We start from the raw sequence: 18,164 nt of genomic DNA, 5'->3' as shown, positions 1-18,164 counted from the left end.
TTGGCCAGCGCATTCAGGACTCTGGATTTCATCAGCAATGCCACCCGTGGTCGAGAAATCGTCACGGTGCTGATGCGGCATGGCTTTGGTGATTTGCTCGATGTGGTGCGCGTGCCGAAGGGCTGGGTGGAGAAAATTGTTCCGCCGACTGATCCGAATCTCAACGTCTGGCAACGCCTGCGCCTGGTCTTGGAGGACTTAGGGCCCACGTTTGTCAAGTTTGGGCAGGTTCTGAGCACGCGGCCGGATGTGCTGCCGGAGGGCTTGATCACCGAGTTCAAAAACCTGCGCAGTCAGGTTAAGCCCATTCCTTTTGATGAGATTGAGCCATTGCTTTGCATGGAGTTGGGGTGCGAAGCCTATGTTGAGCTATTCGACGATTTCGATACGACTCCCGTTGCTGCTGGCTCGATTGGGCAGGTCTACAAGGCGCGCCTCAAAGGCGAGGAAGAGTGGGTTGCGATCAAGGTGCAACGCCCGAACATCAAGAAAGCGATTAAGTCGGACATCGAAATTATCGGTTGGCTGGTGAAGCTTCTACATGACCGTGTGGAAGAACTGAGGCCTTACGACTTGCCGTCTATTGTCGAGTCCACTGGCAACGGCATTTTACAGGAATTGGACTTCACGATTGAGGCCAATAACGCCGCGCTTTTTGCAGCCCTCAATCCATACGAGGACGTCTTCGCACCGAAAGTCTACGACCAGTTTACCTACGAGCGCGTGACGGTGTTTGAATGGGTGGAGGGTCGTCCTCCCTGGGATCCGACCATCCCGGACGATATCCGGGTGAAGCTTGCCCGGGCTGGAGGCAAGAGCGTGTTCCAGCAGATCGTGATCAGTGGGTTTTTCCATGCCGATCCTCACGGTGGCAATCTGTTGGTTACGGATGATGGCCGTTTGTGCTTCATTGACTGGGGGCTGGCAGGCCAGTTAACGCGTGATATGCGTTATTTTCTGGCGGATCTGTTTAGTGCGATCGCCAAGAGTGATCCGGAAAAAGTCTGCCGTGTGGCAATGCTCATGGCCCAGGGTAAGACGCGCATTGATCAGACAAAGCTAGAGCAGGAGGTCAGCTTTGTGCTCCGGCAGTACCGCTCAAAATTCGACCAGAACGAGGCCATTGGTAAGATCGTGATCGACTTGCTTTTTGTCTTCGGTTCCAACGGCATTCACTTGGCGCGCGACTATTCGTTGTTGGCCAAGGCGATCATTTCCATCGAAGAAGTCGGCCAAACGCTGGACCCGAAATTCGACATTCGCGACGTTGGCAAGCCCTTCCTCCATAAGCTGGAGTGGGAGCGCTGGAATCCAACCTCGGTTGCCGCACGTATTTGGTGGAACATGCAGGGGCATGTCCATAAGCTGCGTGAGTTACCCGGTGACATTCAGCGATTCTTCCGTCACCTGGAGGACGGCGAGATCAAGGTTACCATGAAGCACGAGGGCCTCAATGATGTGGGCGACGTGTTTGACATGGGAGTGAATCGTCTGACGATGGCGATCATTACGGCGGCGATCATCTTGTCGTCAGCAATCGTGGTGGGCACCATGGCTCCGCCGAACGCTACTTTGGGCGAAATCTATAGTACAAATGTGGTCACGCTCCTGGCCGCATTTGGTTTTAAGATCGGCATACTCTTCGGCGGTTGGATTATCTGGGATATCGTGCGCCACGGTCGTCACAAATAACAACGCCCAACCTGTCGATAGCTTTTAAACACGGCGCCACAGCACTTGATTTCCGTGCGCAACTTGACAAGAGACACCCTAAAAAACCTGCGGAAACCCTGTTCTACGCTAGGAACGGGCAAAGAGACGAGTGAGACCCTTACGCTTTTTAGGGGGCTCCTCTTCGGCTGACCCGGGGGGAGGAGGCATGCCTTCGGGGCGGCTTTGGGCGGCAGGTGGAGTGGGGGCAACCTCTGCGACCACTGTTTCGCCGCTTGCATCTTCCATTCCCAGCAGACCGACTTTCTTGCTCGTGGCGGTGGGCGCCTGCATCGGCGGTTGCGTTTTCTTCCGGCGTTTATCCGGGTTGAGAAACGGCCTGACCACCTGGTCGAGCAGAATTGGCTTTTTAAGCACTTCTATGCCGCACATTTGCAACTGGTTGTACTCAGAGCGCAGTATGGCTGGAGTCAAGACCACGACATGCAACTCTGGATCGGCCGCTTTGGCGCCCATGATGAAGTTCATGCCATCAGCTTCGTCGATTTTGTGGTCGGCGATAAAGAGGTCGATCGGAGCCTCCTTGTCTTGCAGGGCAATCTTGCAATCTTCAAGGGTTCGGGCGGTAACAACCTTGTGGCAAAGCTTCACGAGTTTTTTGGTAACACTCTCGAGAACTGCTTCAGAATCATCCCAATAAAGAATCTTCACAATTTGTTATAGTAGCACTGTTTAGCCCTAAATCAAGTAGCCTTTTGGCTCGATCATGCTTTTACATGCCAATTACAAGGTGAATGGTTCATTTGTCCTGGGGTTATGGGCTTATTCTTCATTTTTATCTTTTAGTACAACCAATAGCGGCGACTCTTTTGTTGAAAGGCCAGCGCTTGCTGTTTCCAGTTTTGCAGGAAAAGCTCGACGCGGGCATTGGCGCCCCGGGTTTGCAGTTCCTCCAGCCACTCTGGATCCCCTACGTGAATGAGGAACGACCTGCGATCTTTTTGGCTCATTTCAACGAAGGGATTTTGCTCACTCCACATGCAATTTAGGCGCATCATGTAAAAGCTGATCGCGCAAGGATCGAGTTGATCCCAGTTATTGACCAACAAATAGACGCCTGGGAAATTGGTTCCCTTGGCGTTTTGACCGACGGTCAATTCGTAGCCCAGTCCGGGAATGTTATACGTTTCCAGCATGCGCTTTATGGCCTCGGGGGAGCGACCGGGAAAGTAGATCATGCGGAAACTGTATTGAGTGCCCACACCATGCCCCCAGTTGCCGCCAAGAGAGCCCAGGCCGGTCATCGAGTAGCCCATGGCGGCGGAAAGATCGGGAATGTTCGGTGAGGTGGGAACCCAATTGAGCCCGGTTTGCGGCCACAGCATGTCGCGTTTCCAGCCTTTCATCGGGACGACCATCAGGCGGCCTTTGCGACGAACTTCGTCACTGACTTCCAATACGCCGGGTTCCTTTTTACACATTACGGCGAGTTCGCCAATGGTCATGCCAAAGACGTAGGGAACATGGAATTCGCCGACGTAGGATTTCCATTTGGGGTCCAGGGGAGGGCCGTCGACCTTGAGTCCACCGAGAGGATTGGGGCGGTCCAACACCATGACTTCCACGTCATTTTCAAAGCACGCTTCCATCGCGTACTTCATCGCGCTGATGAAGGTGTAGCTGCGTACGCCGAGGTCTTGGAGATCGATGACGAGCACGTCGATCTGGGCCAGCATTTCCTTGGATGGACGCTTATTAAAATCGCCGTAAAGCGAGTAGGCTGGCAGGCCGGAGGGCTGGTGGGTCGAGTGCTCAACCGCCTGGGATGCCGGCGTATGGCCGTCGATGCCATGCTCTGGACCGAACAAGGCGACTAGGTTGACGCCGGGGGCTTGCTGGAGGACCCGCCAGGTGGGGCGGCCGTATTTATCTACGCCTGCCGGGTGGCTAAGCAAACCAACGCGTTTGCCCTTGAGCATGGCGAATCCACTTTCCCGCAGGGTGTCGATGCCAAGGTCGATCATGGGCGCAGCATGGGCAAGAGAGAGCGTGGCGGTTAGGAAGAGCAGCAGCAGCGAGCGCAAGCGCATAAAAATCAGGAATTCTTTGGTTGGATGTTTTTCAATTTCTTGGCGTTTTTCAATGCCTCGGCTTCGCGAAGACGCACCTTGTGGTATTGGGTGCGCAGATCGAACATTTTGGCGTTCGCGCGACGAGCCGTGAATTGGTAGGCCAAGCTCAAGAAGAAGCCAATGAAATAACCAATAATCGCGCCGCCGACAAAGGTCGCCTTGAAGCCCAAGCCGATGATCTCCGGCATCGACATGCCGGTTTCGCTGGAGAGCGCCTCCATCGAGCCGCGCATGGTGCTGGGCCCGACAATGCTCAAAAATGCGTCTTTGAGGTTATGCGTGATCAGGATGGAAAAATCGTAGACCGAGTCGCCTGGAATTTCGGCTCCCAGCACGCTGAAAATCGATAAGCCAACGTAGCAACCGGCCAAATACAGCGGGCCTGCTGTCACCGGATTCGTAATGAATTGCGTGGCGACCATCACCATCAGGTTGCTGCGAAACACAATCGCCAACAGGAACGCCGTGGGCACTTGAATCCCATAGATCGGCAGTAGTGACAAGATGCTTCCAATGTAAATCGCCGGCACAATGTCTTCCCGGCGAAACGACCACAGATATGAACGTTTGCGGGCGGCTCCGGCGAACCAGCCTAAGACTGGATAGCGGTGGATGGTGGCGCGGCGGGGCAGGGGACGCAGCCAGCGTTTCGCACGCCGAATGCGCTTAAAATACTCGTTCCTATGTTTGTCGTCCGCCGTCACAGGGTATAGGGAAAAGGGACACTTTGAATCGGTTCCCTCTAGGTTGACAATACTCTTTGAAAAATATCGTCATGAATGCTTTGCGGTTTAGCTCTTGAGCGACGTCTTGTTGAAGAGACGCTCCTATTCCCAGTTTAAACCGCCATGGTTCCCTCGAAGCGCGTTCGCTGCTGTGGCGTTAATGCAGGCAGCTCGGCTAGACGAATAATGCCGAAATGGCTCAGGACGTATTGGCGAGCCAGCTCCTTGAACTCCATCCAGCGGTCCCAGTAAAAGTCGGGCGCAAAGGCGACATGGTTCAGGATGCTGCGCCATTCCAGGTTCGCCCGTTCGATGTCGCCCGGGCGTAGCTCATCCCCCAGGAAGCGATGCGCGGCGTCGGGCGTTTCCTTGAGCGCGGCGATGACTTCTGATGCGCCGTTGCCATAGCCTGGCGGCAGGCCACCCTCCAGATACCCGGGCGCGGTCATGCCACGGTAAGTCAGGCGGCAAAGGCTGCCCAGGCGACCGCTTGTATTATCGAAATGCTCGAATCGATGTCCGGCGCGCAGGTTGGCGACATCGAACAACAGGTCGTAAAGGTCGTAGGTTGCGTCTTCCAGTGCGGCGGCGATCGCCAAGCCTTCACCGTGATTGAAGAAGCTGAAAATGACGCCGCGACGGGTGGGGCGTTTGTGGTCGTCGATCAGGCCGAGTTGTAGCCAGATTTCCGCAGGTGTGCGCTTGGCGGTGTCTGGACCGCCACCACCAGCAATTTGCGCAAAACTCGGAAAGGCGGGGGGCACGACTTCACGTTGCGGCGGGTTGATGAGTGGGCTGCCGTTGGAGTCAATGCGCGCGAACACCATGGCTCGGCCATAGTCCAAGCGCGCGGTGATCGAATCACCCTGGGTCACCAGATCGACCAATCGGCCCCCTTGCGTGACGTAGGGTAGCAAAGGCGCGTAAACTTCCTCCAGGCGCTCTAACGTGCAGAGGCGGACGGGGGGGCGGTCATCCGGCCGATTCTTCAGGAAGTGGTCTTTCAGCGCTCGGTGGAACCACTTGACCAGTGACACCCGCCCTTTGCGTTCTTCGGTTGGAAAGGTCGCCAGCGGGGCTTGGCGCCCATAACGGCGTCGCCCTTTGCCTTTCAAGCGGCAGAGGTTGCCTACCTGGACGCCTTGCAGTGATTCCGGAGTCTCCAGCGCCTTGCGCCACTCGCCGTTTACGTAGAGCATCGCTTCCTCAAGCGGAACTTTGGTCGGGGCGCGAAGCCGCTCCCATTCGCCGAGTGCGTTGCGCATTTCCTTGATCTTCTTTGTCTCCGGTTCGCGGAAATTAAACTCCCCCAGCGCGTTTTCGAACACCTCGCCTGACTTGGTTTTCGCTAACTCTTCAGGGGGGAGACTCCGGCGTTGCATGGCGGGTTGGGCGACCGCTTTCGCCTTCTTGCCGGGGGGGGGCAAACGTCGTAAGCCCAAGCGCAGGCGGTTTTCAGTAAAGAGTCTTTCGGAAAGCTCATCGGCTGCCTTTACTGGGTCGTTGCCCGCCTTGTCGGCTTCGTGCATGACCGCCAGGAAGCTGGGCCAGTCGACCGTGGACGCTCGTTTCAGGCTGAGAGGGCGGGCTTCAGCCATGCGTGGTTTGCCCGGCGCGACCAGCACGAACCCCTTGTCGTCGAGTCCGCGGCGCCCGGCCCGGCCAAACATTTGCATGAGCTCATCGGAGCGGACTTGGAATGTCCGGCCACTGTGGTTATAGTCGCGCTCGGTGACGAGCACGCTACGCATGGAGAAATTGATCCCGGCGGCGAGGCCGGTCGTGGCGACAATGACGCGGAGCTGGCCGGCTTTGGCCAATGGTTCGATGAGCCCGGCGCGTTGCCGGTAATTGAGCCCGCTGTGGTGAAACGCAATGCGGTTGCGGAGGAGCTTCGCCAAATCATCCCCGGCGATCTCGCGCTGTTCGTGGGTGAGCTCCAGCCACTCGGGGAGGGGGAGGGCGGCGCTGAGTTTGGCTGCGAGGTTTTCCGCCTCGCGGCGTTGGGGAGCAAACACCAGGATCGGCCCAAAGTCTTCGGCTAACGCTCGGGCGATCATCCGTGGCCAGAATCCCCGCACGCTGTTGGGAGCGCTGTCGGGCAGCGCCTGAAGCTGGATTTCGTCTTGCGGGACCGGGCGTTGGCTATGCTCGACCAGCACGGCGTCACGCCCAATCGATTGCAGCCAATTGACTAGTTTCTCCGGGTTGGCGACGCTGCCGGAGAGCAAGAGCAACTGCGTGCCGGGGGGGGCGAGGGCGATGGCGAGCTCGTAGTTGATGCCGCGTCTCGCATCTCCAAGCATTTGATACTCATCAATAACGAGAAGCCCGGGACCTTTGCCCTGTAGGAATTTGGCTTTCTGCGTTTCCAGCGTGGCGACAATCAATGGCGCATCGAGCTTGTCGGCGACGTCGCCGGTACATAGGCCAACGTTCCACCCCTTTGCCCGCCATTCGTACAGCTTGTCATTGGCGAGTGCGCGGGTGGGCACAGTGTAGATTGCCTGACTTCGCAGCCCGCGCTCCACGAGGAGCTCAAAGATGTAGGTTTTGCCGGCGCCGGTAGGGGCGTTAACCACGACATCTCGCCCGGCGAGGAGGTGATTTACTGCATCTTGCTGCCAAATATCTGGAATCCGAAGACTATTAAGGATACCTTCCACTCTGGAATCCAAGTTAAATGGGTTTCCTCGGCAAAAGCAAACCCAAGTTCGCGCTCCTTGAAGAATGAAAGCGATAGAGTCTTAAGTCATAATGCTAAAAGAGTATTATGTATTTGTTAAAATATCGATAAGTTTACCTCGACATCGGGTAGTTCCCCCCCCTATTTGTATACGACATGAATACCTACTACGCTAAAAAATTGACCTGCTACACCATTGGGGGCGCTTTTGCAGCTACCGTAACGTCCGAAGGAGCACTTGTTTGGGTAACGCCTGGTGGCGAGGGCGTTTTGACGGGTGATTCGTCCGAAGAAAGCGTTCCACGCGCTGTTTTCAGTTTTCAGCCTGGGACGGGCACGCTGACCTACGACCGTGTTGTTAGCTCCGACCGCAGCACTACGGGCTCGATGACTATTAGCCCGGATTATGAGTATAAAGATGATCCGGTTTCGGCTGAAGCTCGAAGCGCCTTGGCCTACCAGTCATTTGTTGGCTCTGAGGGCGCCATTGCCGACGGCAGTCAGTCTTACGACACCGTTACTGGCCTTGTCGCGGGTAATGACAATTACCTGGGGCTCCAGTATACGAACATCATTTTTCAAGATTTCTATGGCTGGGTTAAGTACGACTACGTAGGTGGAGACGTGACGATTGATCGCATCGTTTTCAGCACGATTGCGGATGCTCCGGTCATTATCGGCGCTTTGCCGGAATCTTCCACCGTCATGGCAATCGCAGGTGGCGTATTGGCTGGCGGCCTGATTGGCATTCGCCAAATGCGCAAGAAAAAGGCCAAGGCAGCCTAAGCGCCTTCGTCGGTTGGATTAGTGAGTCAGCGTTATCTCATTCGTCCTGTCGATGCACGTTGGGTTACCCGGCTATCGCGGATGCCATGGTCGGGGCACTTTATTGGTGATCAAATTGCGGGTGGATATGTTGCGGTAACACCGGGGCATGATCTACCATTAGGTGCGCTCTCATGGCGGGATGACGCAGAGGGAGGCTTGAATTTCATCTTTAGCGTAAGCCCCCAGGCGCGGCAGAAAGAGGCGATAGCTGTGGAGCTCGCCCAGATGGCGCCTGATCAGTCGCTGCGACAGCGAAATTGGTTGCCTGAGGACTCCGTAGGCAGGCAAGCTCTTGAATCACATGGTTTTAAGGTGTCGCGGCGAGGCAGTGTCTACGAAATTCCGCTCGATAAGGTGGATGCGCGTTTGATGCGCCTGCATGCCTTACTAGAGGCAAAAAGGCCGCTCAAAGCTGGGCAAGAGGTGTCATCCTGGCGCACTGAATATGGGTTGCCCGTTCGGCGCATTGCTCTGGAGGAGCATTTGGCGGACCCCGCAAGCCTAGATGCCTTATTGACCCCCGATAGTTCCCAGTCCTTGTGCCCAGTCGCCAGTTCACTGGCTGTTGACCAGGGGAGGCTGGTTGGTTTTTTTATTTCGGTTATTCGAGATGATGTGTGCGAAGTTCCAGTTCGTTGGGTCGCGCGTAGTCATCGGAATACATGGGTCAACGCGCGGCTGATGCTGCATAGCCTCATGCATGGTCGAGTCATGCATCCCAATGTGACGCGCATGCGCTACCGGGGCGATGAGGCAATGCATGCGGAAACACACCAGCTTTTCCAGCGTTTCGGAGGGCGCCGCAGCGCCAGCAGCGTACGCTTGCAGCGCGACGCCAAGTCTGTTTTTGGTGAATGATGGCCGAGCCGTCTGTAATCGTCATCTTTCTTTCCGGAGCGACTGCCACGCAGGTGGATGCGTTTGCGACTCGGTTGCCAGGGCATATCGCGGGAGACTTGAGCTTTCCGCTTCGTGATAAGGCTGCGGCTCTGCTCACATCAGTGATGACCGGCCTCTGGCCAGATCAGCATGGCGTACTGCTTCCGGAAATGCGGGATCGCGAAACCAATGCTTTTCGACGCCTGAATGGCGGTGATCGGCGGGGCCCGGCATTTTGGGAGCGCCTAGCCTTGGAGGGGACGCCAACGATTGCCGTTGGCTGGCCTTTCTCTCTGCCGGCTGTTCAGCAGGAGTCGATGCAGGTCATGGACGCTGCTTTTGGCTCTGGGCAAGTGTCCATGCCGTCGGCCGTATTTCCCGATACGGCCTCCGGCCAGCGCGCTGAGTCTTTATTCGAGGCCTGGTTGCAGCCTGATGAATTGCCCGCGGACTTTTTGGCGTCGCTGGCGCCGACGCTCATGGCGTCTGATAACCGGGAAACCCAAGTCCGTGTTGCCACGATGGTTGCAGAAAACGTTTCTCGTCATGCGGCGTTTCTGGAACTGATTTCCGATGGCGATTACCGCGTCGCCACGCTGCATCTGGATTTATTGGCGCAGTTCCAGTCATTGGCTGTGGCGGGGGAGGTTCCAGATGGCTTGCTTGCCCTGATGGGGGACTTTCTGGCGGCGATATTTCAAATCCTTCCAGGTAGCGCAAATGTGATTCTGGCTGGCATTCCGATGCATGCTAGTGATGCGCCTGGACGTATCGTATTTCAGGGGGTGGATTTCGTCGCCCAATCCCAAACGCTGGGCGTGAGTGTGTTGGATTTGGCGCCCACAGTTTGGGCGCTGGCTGGCTTTGTGGAAATGCGTTATCCGGGCCGCCCCATCATGGAAGCGCTGAAGCCAGAGGTGATGTCGCGCGTGCGGAAGTTTAAGGCGTCGTGGCGTCCTGGTGATGGGCGTGATCCGTTCGCGGCTGAGCAGGAAGTGATCGCGATGTTGTCGCCGCCTGGTCTGGAATCGGCGCGACTCTTTACGGCGCATCGTTTGCAACGTTGGCAGGCGGATTGGAATCTGACGCTGATTCGCTCTTTCGTGGCGCGTAGCGCGTACTTGGAGGTTTTACCGATAGCGGACGCCCGCACGCGGGATTTTCCCGAGGAAACCGATCTCATCAAAATTCTCGCGGAATGTCTTTTGCGCGCGGAGTTGCCTCAGGAGGCCTTGGCGGCGGCTGAAGAGGCAGGTGAGGTATTCCCTGCAGATGACCCGGATCCGCTCATTCTGGCGGCGTCAGCGCGCGCGGCAATGGGCAATGAGCAGTCCGCTCGTGAGCTGCTGACGCAGGCGGGTAAGCTCTCTGGTCGGCCCACGGACCCCCTGCGTATTGCGCGCTTGTTTGAGTGGCTCGAGGATTGGCCGGCAGTGTTGAAATGCCTGGAGACGTATGGAGAGAGCATGCTGGCTGACCAGCGTCATTATCTATCCGCACGTGCGAACTTTGGCTTGGGACACTGGGAGACCGCGCGCGATGAAGCGTTGGAAGCCATTGAGTTGAATTACGCCAATCCGCATGCCCACGAAATTCTTGGGCAAGCCTTGTGGAAGTTGAATGATCGTCCGGCGGCAATGACGGCGTTTTCGACCTGTGTCTGCCAGGCGCCGAACCGAGCATGGCCATTTCAGCGGTTGACGCAGTATGGCCCGCAGGCTGGCAGCGATCCACATGATGTCGACTACTGGCAGTTGCAGGCGGAGCTTGCTCAGGATAAAGAGCGCCAATTGGTCGCAGATTACCGGGACGCGGTCGCACGCTATCGCAAGGAGGGTTTCGAACCCAGATCAGCGCCTCAACGGACGTCAGTCCGACGCCGACAGCGACCAGCCAACATCATCGGGGTGACGGGGTTGCCAGGAGCCGGGCAAAATAAGATTTTACAGAGGCTGGCTGAAAACGGTCACCCGCTGGCAAAGATCGAAGCAGTAGACTGGCCAGCATTCTGTGGCGCCAGCGACGAATCCCGACAGTTGGAGCCTGGTTTGGTCTACGATTTCCCGCTTGGCCTGCTCGATTGCCTGCCGCGCGAGCACGAATACCGCCTGATAGTCTGTTTGCTCAAGGCTGAGATGATCACTGGCGAATACGCTGTGTCATGCATGGATGGTTTAAGCCCCGCAATAGATGCTGCGGAGTTAACATGCTTACTACTGAGCCGTCAGCAGCAAATGTTAACGTTGCTTGATCGGATGCCCAACGTTAGCGCCACATTGCTGAAGGACGCGCCCGAAGACATTGATTCTGCCTTGAGCGCGTTACTGATTTAGGTGCAACTTAAGCCTTTTTGCGCGCAGAAACGATCAGTGTGCGGCTAGTCATTACGTTCCAGGAATGATGCTGGGCGGCGAGTTCGTCACTGATGGCGGAAATTGACCGTCCCTTTCGGTCTCGGCGTTTTTTCGCGCTGTTGGTGGCTAATTTGGCGATAGGGGCAACGAGCCAGTAAAACGCTGCGGAAAACTTCTGCAATTTTCCGGGGTAATGGCGTACGTCTTCAAAGCCGTTGTCCAGAAAAGCCAAGGCTAAGTGGAAAAAGGTGATTGGCGATATGTGTCGCATCCAAGCGTTTTTACCCATGTCTTCTGCGGTTGACAATGCATCGTAGAAGAGGAACAGGCCCCGCGTAAAAAATATCCACCGGGAGCGTAAACTCAGCATGTTGGGGACGGACACAAAGAAGATGCCCCCGGGTTTTAGGATGCGGTTTACTTCACGAACAACGCGGTGATAGTTCTCAATGTGCTCGAAAGCCTCGGTGCACGTAACGATGTCGAACGTTTGGTCCTCGTAAGGAAGCGCATCGGTGTTGAGATTTGCGGTTTTGCCCGGGATGTCGCCCAACTCAGGCATTAGCTCAAAATCACAGGCTTCGGATTTCCAATTAGGTCGTTCCTCATTCAGGCTTCGTATCAGGTGACCCCAGCCAGCAGACACATCTAAGTGTCTCTTAGGAGAATCATCCGACTCACTCAATATCGCGTGGGCGACATAATCTACTATTCGAGGTGGCTTTGAAGACATCGCCTAGTATTGGAAAACAAATTCAAGCACGGTCAATGTTTACTTTTGCCGGAAAGCTAAGCTTCGGCAAATTGACCCATGGCGCGGAACTTTGCGTAGCGGCCATCCAGAAGCTCTTTGGTCGACTTCTTTTTGAGCTTGGCGAGGTTCTTTTCCAGTGCGGCTTTCAAGTTCGTTGCGGCTGTTTCCGGGGCCACATGGGCGCCGCCCAAAGGCTCTTCGACGATTTCATCGACGACGCCGAGCGAGACGAGCTTGTCTGCGGTAATTTTCAATGCTTCAGCGGCGCGGGGCGCATGCACGCGGTCTTTCCAGAGAATCGCGGCGCAGCCTTCGGGCGAAATGACCGAGTAGTAGGCGTTGTCCAAAATCAAAATGTGGTCCGCTACGGCGATGCCAAGTGCGCCGCCTGAGCCGCCTTCGCCAATCACCGTGGCGATGATCGGCACCGTCAACGCGCTCATTTCGCGGATATTGACCGCAATGGCCTCGGCGACGTGACGCTCCTCCGCGCCAATGCCGGGGTAGGCCCCGGGGGTGTCGATCAAGGCAATGATCGGCATCTTGAACTTTTCAGCCATTTCCATCAGGCGTAGGGCTTTGCGATAACCTTCCGGGTTCGGGCAGCCAAAATTGCGCTTGAGGTTTTCCTTGGTCGAGCGGCCCTTTTGCTGAGCGATGATCATGACGGGCTCGCCGCTGAGGAATGCCGGGCCGCCAATGATGGCTTGGTCATCCATATAACGGCGGTCACCGTGCAGCTCTTGAAAATCTTCGAAAATGGCGTCGATGTAATCGAGCGAGTAGGGCCGCTGCGGGTGGCGCGCGAGCTGGATCTTCTGCCAGGGAGTGAGGTTGGCGTGAATGCGCTTACGGGTATCCTCAATCTTGGCTTTAATCGCCTTGATTTCGTCGGTCACGTCGAGATCGCTTTCCTCGGACATGCGTTGCAGGTTCTCGAGCTGGACTTGCAGCTCGTGAATTGGCTTTTCAAAATCGAGGGTGTGCTTCGGTTTTTCCATAGCGTTAAGCGGGGGACTATTTCGGTGCATGGGCCATAGGTCAAATCCAAAGGTGGTTGTTTGAAACGTCTTTGCGGCGTTGGCTGCGAGTGCTCATTTTCCACTCTTGCGATTCATTACAACCACGAAGGACACGAAGCGCCCGAAGATTGGCGGCAGGCGATGTATCACGCAAAGGCGCAGAGAACGTAGGATTTAAATCATACCAACTTTGCGCCTTTGCGTCTTTGTGTGAGATATTATTCTGCATTGCAGGCCTTCGTGTGCTTCGTGGATAAAATCGCCACATATGGCTCCGGGCGAAACTTAGAATCCGGGCTTGATCTTGCCCGCTGCTTTCGTTTGGTTGGAAGGCTTTTCACCGCGGGAATCCGCACCAAACTCCTTTATGGCCGCTTCGAAGCGATCGGCCCTCAACACCGAAACCACCCAATCCACGTGAAAGTTACCGTCGAAGACGTCAACGATACGCGCAAGAAAGTCCACGTTAGCATTGATGCTGACGAAATTGCCGCCGAGTCCAAGAGCCTCCTGGGCCAGTTTGCCAAGAACGCCAAGCTTCCGGGCTTCCGCCCCGGCAAAGCGCCCGTCAACCTCATCCAGGGCAAGTTCAAGAACGAGATCAAGAGCGAGCTCAACCGTAAGCTCGCCGGCGAAGCCTATCAGCAGGGCGTAAAAGAATCCGGCCTCGACGTTTACGCTGTAGTCGAAATGGACGGTGGCGACATCGAGCCCGGCGCACCCGGCGCAGAGCTGGCCTTCACCTTCGATATCCGCCCGACCTTCGAACTCCCTGAATATAAGGGCGTCGATATTTCCGTGCCCAAGGCAGAGGTGACTGAAGACGAGTTCAAGCAGACCAAGGACTACATCCTCAATCAGCGCGCCGAATACAATGTGTGCGAAAAGGCTGCCGAACAGGGCGACTACGTGAAGGTCTCCTATGAAGGCAAAATCGGCGAAGAGCGCATTGCTGACCTCGTTCCGGAAAAGAAAATTTACGGCACCCAAACCAATACCTGGGAACAGGCGGGCGACGAAATGTCACCCGGCGTGCGTGCGGTAGTAGACGCCCTGGTTGGCATGTCTGCGGGCGACAAGAAGGACGTCGAGCAAACCTTCGCGGACGATTTCGAAGTCGAAGAGCTTCAGGGCAAGACGGCTGCTTATGCCATCGAAGTGCACGAAGTGCGCGAAAAGAAGCTGCCTGAGCTCGACGAAGAATTCCTCAAAGGATTCCAGGTTCAGACCGTTGAGCAGTGGGAAGACCGCATCAAGGACGACATCAAGAGCCAGAAAATGCAGCATGCTCACGGCCAGAAGCGCCAGCAGCTCATTGACCACCTGATCGGCCTCATCGACATTCCTGTGCCCGAAAGCGCTATCGATAACGAGCGCGAAACCATCCTCCGCCAGCATGTCCAGCAGGCCATGCAGCAAGGCGCAACCGAGGAGCAGCTTGAAGAGCACAAGGAGTCTCTCTTTGGTCAGGCAGGCGAAGCCGCAGTCAAGCGTGTGAAGACCCAGATCATCCTCGGCCGCATTGCGGAAACCGAAGAAATTAAGGTCGAAAACGAAGACATGCAACGCGCGATCATGAATCAGGCGATGCAGACCCGCACCCAGCCAGACAAGATCGTGAAGGAGCTTCAGAAGAACCAGGATCAGCTTCGCGAACTGCAACGTGCAGTTCTTTTTGAGAAGACACTTGATTTTCTGATCGAAGCGGCGAACGTTACAGAAGTCGAACCTGAGGCAGAGGCCGCAACGGCCGAAGCTTAAATTCTGTAACGTGATATATATTTGCGATGAGTTATTACCCAGTTCCAACTGTATTTGAGCGAGATGGTCGCGGTGAGCGTCAATGGGACATCTACAGCCGTCTCATGCGCGACCGCATTGTCTTTATCGGCACGCCGATTAATGATTTTGTCGCCAATGCAGTGGTGGCGCAGTTGTTGTTCCTGCAGATGGAGGATCCGAAGAAGGACATCCACCTCTACATCAATTCGCCAGGGGGCAGCGTCACCGATGGCATGGCCATCTATGACACGATTAACTTCATGCACTGCGATGTGGTAACCTATTGCCTGGGCATGGCGGCAAGTATGGGCACAGTCCTGCTCTCCGCCGGCACCAAGGGTAAGCGTTACGCCTTGCCGAACAGCCGGGTGATGATTCACCAGCCCACGGGCGGCGCCACCGGCCAAACGTCCGATATCTCCATTGCCGCCAAGGAAATCATCCGCTGGCGCAATACGATCAACCAAATTCTTGCTGAGCAGACCGGGAAAACCGTCGAGCAAATCGAGAAAGACAGCGATCGTGATTACTACATGACGGCGGATGAGGCCTGCGACTACGGCATTGTTGATAAAGTGATAAAGCAGAAACCGAAGGAATAATTCGCGTTTTTTAGGTATCAGGCTTTGTTACTTGCCTGATCAGTCGATAAATAGTAGCAATAGACCCTATCAATATGGCTAAATCCACCAAAATGACTTTCTGCTCTTTCTGCGGCAAATCGCAGAATGAAGTCCGCAAGATGATTGCTGGGCCTGCGGGAGTCTACATTTGTGACTCTTGTGTTAATGTTTGTAAGACTATCATTGACAGGGAGTTGCGGGATGAGCCATCGAAAGGGACGCCGCCGCCAAACAACGATTTTGCCGTCAAGCTGGTCAAGCCGTATGAGATTAAGGCACGGCTTGATGAGCATATTGTTGGCCAGGAACACGCCAAAAAGGTATTGGCGGTTGCGGTTTATAACCACTATAAGCGTTTGCAAAACGAGGAAGTCTCGGAGGACGTGGCGATTGCCGAGTTCAGCGAAGTTTCCATCGAAAAGAGCAATGTTCTCTTAGTTGGCCCAACTGGTTCGGGTAAGACTTTGCTTGCACGCACGTTGGCGGAGATGCTCGAAGTGCCTTTTGCCATCGCCGACGCCACCACGCTAACTGAGGCTGGCTACGTGGGCGAAGATGTCGAAAACATCGTCTTGCGCCTCTTGCAGTCCGCTAATTTCGACGTCAAAAGCGCCGAACGTGGCATCATTTACGTCGACGAAATTGATAAGATCGGTCGTAAGACTGACAATGTATCCATCACCCGTGACGTGTCTGGGGAAGGCGTCCAACAGGCATTGCTCAAGATCATCGAAGGTACCGTGTGTAACGTGCCGCCACAGGGTGGTCGCAAGCATCCGAACCAGGAATACATCCAGGTCAACACCGCGAACATCCTGTTTGTTTGTGGTGGCGCCTTCGTGGGGCTCGACAAACTGATTTCTGATCGCGCTGGTAAGAAGGTGCTCGGTTTCGACATCACTGGCGAAAAGGCTCACGTGCCGCAGCGTGACGAGATCATGCGTGAAGTGCAGCCGGAAGATTTGGTCAAGTTTGGCATGATCCCCGAGTTCATTGGCCGCTTGCCGATCGTCTCCGTGCTCAACGAACTGACGCAGGAGGACCTCGAATTTATTTTGACCGAGCCCAAGAACGCGATGGTCAAACAATACTCCAAGCTGCTGGCCATGGAGGGCGTTAAGCTACGCTTCTCGCGCGATGCGATCAGCGCCTTGGCGGAAAAAGCCCTGGAGCTGAAAACCGGCGCTCGCGCCCTGCGCTCCATCATGGAAAAGCTCATGCTCGATGTGATGTATGAGATCCCGCAGGACGATTCCATTGAAGAATGCCTCGTCACCGCCGCCACAGTTCGCCACGGACATCGTCCACAGCTTAAGCGGGGTGAAGCGACAGGCGAGGGCGCCTCAGAGTCGAATTCTACGCCGACAACGCAGAACAACGACGCTGCTTAAAGTCATTCAGTAGGCCCTGTGGTCTGTTTTCTGACTGAAGGCTATGGGCGTACTTGGCCAAGTTAATTACTTTGCGTGACCCGCGCCTTGGGGTGGGCTACCTAAGGGCTATGGATTTGCCGGCAACTTGGATTCCGCTGGGTATAGCATGGAGTTGAACCACTCTGCTTTCGCATGGCCACCGTTTTGAGCTGCATGGCGGTTCCGTATCTTTAATTGGACCGCAGAATGCCTTAGGCGTGCGGCCACTCTCCGTTCTGGCCTGACTTTCTTAGTGCGCTGTATGGTCCAATCTGCGCAGCCAGACTCAGAATGTGATGGGCCCGGTTTGCGTAGTTGGAGCAAGGCATTACATGAACCATGGGCGGGATTATCTGGATTATTGAGAAGTTGCTGAGCCGTGACGATTAATGCCGTCGTAGGCTTAGAACTTACGCATTTAGCGATTTGTCAAAAAATGCCGCTGTGGCTTCGCTGCAGATGCCATGACGGATGATTCTCCAAATACGTCGCAAAAAGGCTAAATGACCACCTAGACGCGATCAGCGAGCGATTTACATGAGTGGTCGGAGCGTGAACGTCACGCGTCCAATGAGTGCACAAAGTCAAGAAAGCTGATTAGCGTGGCTGTCAGGCTCAGCACAGGGCCTTTACAGGCAACGAATATGGCTTTTTTCTTGATGCTGAGTGGGATTGGCCTTGTTTGCATCGGCGCGATAGGCGCTGGCTGGACTTCAATAGCTTGTTATACAATTGACAACACAGATTCGTGGAGGGCACACCGCAACGCGCGTAGGACTCATGGAGAACTGTAATTCAAAGCTAACAGCCTACATTTACACCGATACGAGCCAGTTACCGATCTTCGATGCGGTGAATTTGCCCTCAGCGCTAATAGCAGTGGGATGAAACGTTCCGAATTTCCCGCTTATAGCCCCACTTGAGGTAGGCTTTTTCCAGAAGCATCTTGGCATCTTGTAATAGACCTCGAATTGAGCAGAGTCACTGACTTGGAGTGATTTACTCTTGCTCTTGCGCATTCTGACACAAGTCAGAAGTGGCGTCCCCACGGGGATTCGAACCCCGGTCGCTGGAATGAAAATCCAGTGTCCTAGACCTGACTAGACGATGGGGACAGACCTGTAAAAGGTTGTCGCGTGCAACTTGCACTTGTATGAGAAATTTGAGTTCCTGAAGCCTGAGCATGGAAGCAAACCACGTCTCCAAAACATGCGTTTTGGAAGTGGCGTCCCCACGGGGATTCGAACCCCGGTCGCTGGAATGAAAATCCAGTGTCCTAGACCTGACTAGACGATG

Annotated in this window: 13 protein-coding genes and 2 tRNA genes; 7 read left to right on the top strand and 8 right to left on the bottom strand. The window is 55.3% G+C overall.

The window, feature by feature from the left end; translation table 11 throughout:
* On the top strand, nt 1–1,692 hold the full coding sequence (locus RBB63_RS11555; protein WP_309384331.1) for an ABC1 kinase family protein: 1,692 nt from the start codon (nt 1–3) through the stop codon (nt 1,690–1,692).
* 108 nt (nt 1,693–1,800) lie between these two features.
* Here the strand turns inward: RBB63_RS11555 and RBB63_RS11550 are convergent, their stop codons facing one another.
* The 4 genes from RBB63_RS11550 to RBB63_RS11535 all read right to left on the bottom strand — a co-directional run bounded on the left by RBB63_RS11550 (nt 1,801) and on the right by RBB63_RS11535 (nt 7,194).
* On the bottom strand, nt 1,801–2,382 hold the full coding sequence (locus RBB63_RS11550) for a response regulator (protein ID WP_309384329.1): 582 nt from the start codon (nt 2,380–2,382) through the stop codon (nt 1,801–1,803).
* Nucleotides 2,383–2,513: 131 nt separating this feature from the next.
* Complete coding sequence (locus tag RBB63_RS11545; protein WP_309384327.1) at nt 2,514–3,761, bottom strand: DUF1343 domain-containing protein; 1,248 nt, start codon at nt 3,759–3,761, stop codon at nt 2,514–2,516.
* A 5-nt stretch (nt 3,762–3,766) separates the two neighbouring features.
* The gene (locus tag RBB63_RS11540) at nt 3,767–4,507 is read right to left on the bottom strand and encodes a DUF2062 domain-containing protein (protein WP_309384325.1); all 741 of its coding nucleotides are present in this window, start codon (nt 4,505–4,507) and stop codon (nt 3,767–3,769) included.
* Nucleotides 4,508–4,641: 134 nt separating this feature from the next.
* Entirely contained in the window at nt 4,642–7,194 is a 2,553-nt protein-coding gene (locus tag RBB63_RS11535; RefSeq protein ID WP_309384323.1) for a DEAD/DEAH box helicase, read from the bottom strand.
* 176 nt (nt 7,195–7,370) lie between these two features.
* Between RBB63_RS11535 and RBB63_RS11530 the strand changes: the two genes are divergently transcribed.
* From RBB63_RS11530 to RBB63_RS11520, 3 genes are read left to right on the top strand one after another with little or no spacing between them, the layout of a single operon-like run.
* Nucleotides 7,371–8,000 (top strand): hypothetical protein, encoded by a 630-nt coding sequence (locus RBB63_RS11530; protein WP_309384321.1) that lies wholly within the window; start codon nt 7,371–7,373, stop codon nt 7,998–8,000.
* A 21-nt stretch (nt 8,001–8,021) separates the two neighbouring features.
* Nucleotides 8,022–8,900 (top strand): hypothetical protein, encoded by an 879-nt coding sequence (locus RBB63_RS11525; protein ID WP_309384319.1) that lies wholly within the window; start codon nt 8,022–8,024, stop codon nt 8,898–8,900.
* On the top strand, nt 8,897–11,254 hold the full coding sequence (locus tag RBB63_RS11520; RefSeq protein WP_309384317.1) for an alkaline phosphatase family protein: 2,358 nt from the start codon (nt 8,897–8,899) through the stop codon (nt 11,252–11,254). Before RBB63_RS11525 ends, RBB63_RS11520 begins: the two co-directional genes overlap by 4 nt.
* 7 nt (nt 11,255–11,261) lie before the next feature.
* Here RBB63_RS11520 and RBB63_RS11515 read toward each other — a convergent pair whose 3' ends face one another.
* Together RBB63_RS11515 and RBB63_RS11510 are read right to left on the bottom strand one after the other, a co-directional pair.
* A complete protein-coding gene (locus RBB63_RS11515; RefSeq protein ID WP_309384315.1) occupies nt 11,262–12,008 on the bottom strand; it encodes a class I SAM-dependent methyltransferase in 747 nt (248 codons plus the stop codon).
* A 56-nt stretch (nt 12,009–12,064) separates the two neighbouring features.
* Nucleotides 12,065–13,030, bottom strand: a complete 966-nt coding sequence (locus tag RBB63_RS11510; RefSeq protein ID WP_309384313.1) for an acetyl-CoA carboxylase carboxyltransferase subunit alpha — start codon at nt 13,028–13,030, stop codon at nt 12,065–12,067.
* Between the two features lie 438 nt (nt 13,031–13,468).
* Between RBB63_RS11510 and tig the strand changes: the two genes are divergently transcribed.
* The 3 genes from tig to clpX all read left to right on the top strand — a co-directional run bounded on the left by tig (nt 13,469) and on the right by clpX (nt 16,847).
* Entirely contained in the window at nt 13,469–14,812 is a 1,344-nt protein-coding gene (tig, locus tag RBB63_RS11505; protein WP_309384311.1) for a trigger factor, read from the top strand.
* A 26-nt stretch (nt 14,813–14,838) separates the two neighbouring features.
* Nucleotides 14,839–15,435 carry an ATP-dependent Clp protease proteolytic subunit gene (locus tag RBB63_RS11500; RefSeq protein WP_309384310.1) on the top strand — a complete coding sequence of 199 codons (597 nt, stop codon included), beginning with the start codon at nt 14,839–14,841 and terminating at the stop codon, nt 15,433–15,435.
* Nucleotides 15,436–15,509: 74 nt separating this feature from the next.
* Complete coding sequence (gene clpX, locus RBB63_RS11495; protein WP_309384308.1) at nt 15,510–16,847, top strand: ATP-dependent Clp protease ATP-binding subunit ClpX; 1,338 nt, start codon at nt 15,510–15,512, stop codon at nt 16,845–16,847.
* Between the two features lie 1,058 nt (nt 16,848–17,905).
* Here the strand turns inward: clpX and RBB63_RS11490 are convergent.
* Both RBB63_RS11490 and RBB63_RS11485 read right to left on the bottom strand, forming a co-directional pair.
* Nucleotides 17,906–17,983, bottom strand: a tRNA-Glu gene (locus tag RBB63_RS11490).
* Between the two features lie 108 nt (nt 17,984–18,091).
* A tRNA-Glu gene (locus RBB63_RS11485) sits at nt 18,092–18,163 on the bottom strand.
* Nucleotide 18,164 lies beyond the last annotated feature (1 nt).

The organism is Cerasicoccus frondis (genome assembly GCA_031296915.1).
GTDB classification, from domain to species: Bacteria; Verrucomicrobiota; Verrucomicrobiia; order Opitutales; family Cerasicoccaceae; genus Cerasicoccus; species Cerasicoccus frondis.
Note: the sequence above shows the minus strand (reverse complement) of the source record. Positions and strands in the feature narration are given on the sequence as shown.

Excerpts from the sequence above, each read along its gene's own strand:
- RBB63_RS11545 (WP_309384327.1), bottom strand. The coding sequence starts at position 3,761 with ATGCGCTTGCGCTCGCTGCTGCTGCTCTTCCTAACCGCCACGCTCTCT.
- RBB63_RS11530 (WP_309384321.1), top strand. The coding sequence starts at position 7,371 with ATGAATACCTACTACGCTAAAAAATTGACCTGCTACACCATTGGGGGC.
- RBB63_RS11520 (WP_309384317.1), top strand. The coding sequence starts at position 8,897 with ATGATGGCCGAGCCGTCTGTAATCGTCATCTTTCTTTCCGGAGCGACT.
- RBB63_RS11515 (WP_309384315.1), bottom strand. The coding sequence starts at position 12,008 with ATGTCTTCAAAGCCACCTCGAATAGTAGATTATGTCGCCCACGCGATA.
- RBB63_RS11510 (WP_309384313.1), bottom strand. The coding sequence starts at position 13,030 with ATGGAAAAACCGAAGCACACCCTCGATTTTGAAAAGCCAATTCACGAG.
- RBB63_RS11500 (WP_309384310.1), top strand. The coding sequence starts at position 14,839 with ATGAGTTATTACCCAGTTCCAACTGTATTTGAGCGAGATGGTCGCGGT.
- clpX (WP_309384308.1), top strand. The coding sequence starts at position 15,510 with ATGGCTAAATCCACCAAAATGACTTTCTGCTCTTTCTGCGGCAAATCG.